Here is a 5,028-nt window from a genome sequence, read left to right as displayed (position 1 = left end):
TCTAAGTAACTTTAATAATTCTACAAGTAATATTTTCTTATCATTCCCATCAATATTAAACGGTACAACATATTTAAAACCCATATAATCTTTTAAAATAGTCATTAAAATCCTCCCGATTTCTAAAATTACCCAATAAATACATTATATAATAGTCATATTTAAAAATAAATACATATTGTGATTCCAAAGTTAGAAAAACACAATATGTAGTTTTATTTTTAAAATATAATATATAAAAATAAATACATAATAACAGCAAGGGAATGCTCGTATGCTGATTTATACTGCATTCCCTCACTCTATGTATGCTATATATATTCTGCTTTTTCCGACATTATAACTTAAGAAATACTATCATATGAATGCCCTATATATAGCTTGTTCAGATGTTAAACTGGTTGTATATTATCTAAACAGCCATCTGAACAAAAAAACAAGGAAATCCTTGTCAGCTATAGAATTGTTTAGTTGTTTGAATAGTGTTTAGTTCAGATGTTTAGAAAGATGGTGATCTAAACAGTGCAAGAAAAAGATTGGTTATCAGCTGAAGAAGTAGCTAAGGAAATAAAAGTATCAGCTATGACTATAAAACGAAACTGTCAAACCTACAGTAGTTTTTTAAAATTTCAACAAGGTGAAAAGAACAAGTATTTAATCCATCAAAAATGTATACCTGTTTTTCAATTTATAGCTAAAATGAGGAATAAAAGAAACCTCCAAACAAAACAAATTATTGAACTCCTCAATAAAGAAGGATTCCCTGAATATATAGACATTGAACCTATCCAAACAACTAAACAACAACCTGAACAAATCCAAGTAAGACAAGAAGTTGTAACTGTTCAGAAGTTAGATAGAATTGTCGCTGAAAGAGTATCTGAACAACTTAAAAAACATGAAGAAAATTTAAAAGAATGGTTAACTGAACAACAAAAACAACAACAAGATTTTCAAAAAGCTGTGATCCAAAGAATGGATGAACGTGATCAAAACCTAATGGCTATGATCCGCGAAACCCAGGAAACAAAAAAATTAATTGCAGCTACCCAACAAAAAAAATGGTGGCAATTTTGGAAATAAAAAAAGCCTTGCTTATATGCAGGGCTTTTTTTATACAGAATTCTATACAGATTTTTGTACTAATACAGAACATTCATAAGCCAGAAAAACCCCAGTATCTCTACAATGTATAAAACCATGCATAGAATGATAGAAAAAGAAAAAGGCGAATCCCTTGTGAGAGTAAGAAGACATCTTTTTCCTTGCTACCGATAATGTTACGTTATGTTAACTTTATATGTATAGAATATACAGGATTCTTTGTTCAAATAAAGGTACAGAGTTATTGAAGAAGGAATTATCATTATGAAATAGTAAGTATGGAGGGAATTTATGAGGGGCAAACCAGAACTGAAAATAGAAACAGAAAAAGTTTACAAAACAAAGATGAACTCCAATAAAATGTTTATAGCACGCATTATACAAATACCTAAAGAAGAAAAACTAGACTTGGTTTTAGTTATTCAAAATCGTAAGAACAAAAGGATTATTTATAGAGAAGTCTTAGTCACAACAGACAATGATTATTATTCTTTTCGACTTGCACGGGGGAATATCCAATGGGTTTCTTTAAATACAGTTGCAGTATGGGATTGGATAGGTCATAAATTAGTGGAAGTATCAGCTATAACAGGAAAAGAAAATTATCGCATTTCTGATGAACATTCTTCAGCTTATCGGGAAAAAAGACCATAATTCCAACAGTCAGTACTTCCAATAACGATAATTATGTCAATCAGCTATCCATATGGGTGGCTTATTATATTTTTTTGCTTAGCGTGGGATTTTTCTGATTTGCTGGTGACACCCCTAAAAAAGCACGTCATCCTTTCTTAGTAGCATAAAAAAAGAATAACGTGCTTTTGGATTTGAGAACAACCATTTTTTTAACTTAATGGATGTAGAGCACTATCCCTTCTAAAAAATCATATTTGCACCAGAACCAATGTAACTTGTGTCAAAGCGACATCTACTTTGACACATTATCATCCGGACAAAATGTACTAGTAGATTTCCAATGACCATTTCTACATACGTACCGAATATCACCTTCACATTTTGTTTCCCCTGCACTACATTCTCGTTCAGGGCTCTTTTTATTTGTTAAATCCGTTTGATTTTTCATGTTTTATCACCTCCCAATAATTATTATCTTCTTAATTTCTTTGTGTATTAAGGGAAGAAATGGAAACAAAACCATCTATTTCCCGATCTGAAATTGTATAAAATCTTGCATGTTCTTAGCTTGTTTTTTTCCGAAATGCTGGCGGTACCCCAATATAAAAAAGAGCGTATCCCTTGAGATCGCCCTTTTACCTTGAGAATATGTGCCAGTTTATTGTTTTAGCCGGGTGTACATTGGAAAACAGCCCCTCGCCAACTGATATCGGTTTTTTATTTTGTCGAGCGATACCGAAAAGCTGCTCCATTCAAAGTATTAAAAACTAGATCATAACACTAGCTTTTAAGCATGTTTTGATCTTATCTTTTGATTTTTCATTGCTTTTTGTTTGGAGTGCTGGTTCGTCGTGTGGGGACGAGACCCCACGTTTTAAAACGTAGCGATATAGAAGATAAAGAAAAGTCTGGGACGAATGATCTAGCGGTTCGGCTCGTATACTTGCTAGTCCAAGCCGAGAACCATTGCATTGCTTTTTGTCCTTCGGCTTGGTCAGAAAAGCAAACGAGCCGAAAAAAGTTTTGCAAGGACAACATCAAAAAGAAAAGGCAATAGCCTTTAGGTGAGGATTAACGAACCGACTTTTTGATGTTGAGGGTGGAGATTTTTGAGTGGTTTTCTCAAAAATACGACCCGTTCCTTGCGGAACTTTTAGCCCTATATATAAGAGTGAGAAGAGCAAAGTGAAGAAAGTCAGTAATAGCAAGGGTTTATAAGACATGAGGTGTTAAATTTTTTTAACACCTGTGTTAAAAAAATTTAACACCTATAAAATGGGAAATCCCACATAAAAAAAGATGTCAATATAAAAATTGACATCTAAAATAAATAAATTGGTAGTTTATGTTTTTTTCTATTACCTTCAATTTTGATATTACGTAAAGCTTTTGAAAAAATTTGTTGAGTCGCTCTATCAATATCATCTTTAGGTGAATTACATAATATATTAGGATTAACAAACCAAGTCCTTGCTGAACAAGTTCTTCCATCTTCAGTTATTACACCAGTTTCTGCAACTCCTAAAACTCCTTTTTCGAGCAATTCATTCATCATTTTTGAAATAGAAGTCCTTGTTTTCCCTAATTTCTTAGCTAAATAACTAGGAGACGCTGCATTTGGTTTTATATCATCATCTTTATTTTTTTCAACAACAACATTTGATTTAAATTCTAGAAATCTTGAAATATCAAATAAAAATGCCTTTTCCGGTTGAGTTAAATAGCCAATTTCACATAAATAATCAATATTCTCTGTAATCATTTGCACAAATCTCACCCGATCCGTAGGTTTTTTCTTTTTACCAATGAAGTATTCTTCTCCACCTGACATTTTACTTAATACTTGCAACATCATGGCTCTTTCTTCTTCAGAAAGTCCACCAGTGTCTTCAAGTTTTTCATAAATGCTATTAATTTTGCTATCTCTTTCTTTTGCTTTTTTTTCAGCTTGTCCAAAATCAATAATTTTCTTTGTCATATCTAAGTTAATTCCTCCTTAATTGAGAGAATCAACAAAAACACCTATTTTTTGCTATTTGATTATAAATCAAATTATGATAATCTATAACCAGATAATTTTCTTTTAGGTATTTTCGTAGAATACCCTTTTTGAAAGAGTCATGTTACGAGCATGGCTCTTTTTTCATTCTATCACGTTTTCAATAACCATAAAGGGAGAAACAAAATTTCCTTATTTTTTTATCGCTCCATATCATATCCTCTTTCTTTATGGATTTCCCTCTTATGTTCCTGTTCAAAATGATTATTAACTCCCTTATTATCCAGTTCATTTTTAACAAACCCTCTAAACACTTTAAATTGCTCCTTGAAGACTTTTTTCGTTTCCTGATATAAAACCTTTATATTTGTCTGTAAATCTCTTATATGAGCTTTTAAAGATCTTATTTCAGTCTTTAATGTCCCCACTTCTTTTTGCAACTGACTTTTTTCTTGTTTCAATATTCGATTTCCTTCCATCCACCCCTCCGCATGTACTTTTAAACTCTCATTCTCTTTCACAAAATCTGTTTGTTTCAAACGCTCATAATCCTTTTTGATCGTAACCGCTGCATTCACTTGTTTTGTTAATTCTTGATATTGTTCTGGTGATAACACATAATTTCTTGTCTGTTTCTTCGTGATTTCAGCTTTCCCAAACATTTTATCCTGTACTTCTGTTATTACTTCTTTACGCAAAAATGGAATTTTAATAGGTTCATTTGGTACTTGATCCGTAGCACTATCTAATTCTTCTTGCTGTTGTTTTACTCTTTTTTCTAACTCTACATAACGCTGGCCAATCAGCTGCAGTTTTTCACTTCCACTTTCCACTTGTTGTTTCACTGTTTCTAATTCTTTAGACTTATCAATGACATCACTTTCCAACTGCTTTTTCACTACTTGCAATTCATTCACTTTTTCTTCAGCATTTTCTACATGATGATTAATCACTTGCAACTGCGTCTCTTGTTTTTCTACTTGATTTTCAACAAATGATTTCGTTTCTGCATATTCCTTGTACTGACGGACTTTCATGTACTTGTGAGACCCTACATTGGCCCTTTCAAAATCAGAAATATGTTCTTTTGCTAATTCTTCGATATAAGCCGTTTCTAGTGTTCTCCAATTCGCAATGAGTTCCGTTCCTTTTCCATCTATGCCTTGTTGTTGCAAGGCTCTATCCATTCCGACACGCCTCGTTAATCCTCGACTACTTTCGAAATTCGGTACATAGTTAATATGTAAATGCGGATTTGCTTCATCATCATGTAAAACCATGTTATAGAC

General features: G+C 32.4%; 5 protein-coding genes. 2 read left to right on the top strand and 3 right to left on the bottom strand.

Translation table 11 applies throughout. From position 1 onward, the window contains the following. The first annotated feature begins 522 nt into the window (after positions 1 to 522). Complete coding sequence (locus V7024_RS15775; RefSeq protein ID WP_335521588.1) at positions 523 to 1,083, top strand: DUF3967 domain-containing protein; 561 nt, start codon at positions 523 to 525, stop codon at positions 1,081 to 1,083. Positions 1,084 to 1,395: 312 nt separating this feature from the next. Next, positions 1,396 to 1,758: a hypothetical protein gene (locus tag V7024_RS15770; RefSeq protein ID WP_335521586.1), complete on the top strand. Its 363-nt coding sequence runs from the start codon at positions 1,396 to 1,398 to the stop codon at positions 1,756 to 1,758. Between the two features lie 274 nt (positions 1,759 to 2,032). Here V7024_RS15770 and V7024_RS15765 read toward each other — a convergent pair whose 3' ends face one another. The 3 genes from V7024_RS15765 to V7024_RS15755 form a co-directional block, all read right to left on the bottom strand. Continuing rightward, positions 2,033 to 2,188 (bottom strand): hypothetical protein, encoded by a 156-nt coding sequence (locus tag V7024_RS15765; protein ID WP_335521584.1) that lies wholly within the window; start codon positions 2,186 to 2,188, stop codon positions 2,033 to 2,035. An 873-nt stretch (positions 2,189 to 3,061) separates the two neighbouring features. Beyond that, positions 3,062 to 3,718 (bottom strand): MarR family transcriptional regulator, encoded by a 657-nt coding sequence (locus V7024_RS15760; RefSeq protein ID WP_335521582.1) that lies wholly within the window; start codon positions 3,716 to 3,718, stop codon positions 3,062 to 3,064. 221 nt (positions 3,719 to 3,939) lie between these two features. Beyond that, positions 3,940 to 5,028: mobilization protein (locus tag V7024_RS15755; protein WP_335521580.1), on the bottom strand; the 1,089-nt coding region annotated here is incomplete at its 5' end.

The organism is Bacillus sp. JJ864, assembly GCF_036963045.1.
GTDB classification, from domain to species: Bacteria; Bacillota; Bacilli; order Bacillales; family Bacillaceae_G; genus Bacillus_A; species Bacillus_A pseudomycoides_C.
This window is presented reverse-complemented; position numbering and strand designations above follow the sequence as displayed.

Coding starts and splice junctions, on each gene's coding strand:
- V7024_RS15760 (WP_335521582.1), bottom strand. CDS start 3,718: ATGACAAAGAAAATTATTGATTTTGGACAAGCTGAAAAAAAAGCAAAA.
- V7024_RS15770 (WP_335521586.1), top strand. CDS start 1,396: ATGAGGGGCAAACCAGAACTGAAAATAGAAACAGAAAAAGTTTACAAA.
- V7024_RS15765 (WP_335521584.1), bottom strand. CDS start 2,188: ATGAAAAATCAAACGGATTTAACAAATAAAAAGAGCCCTGAACGAGAA.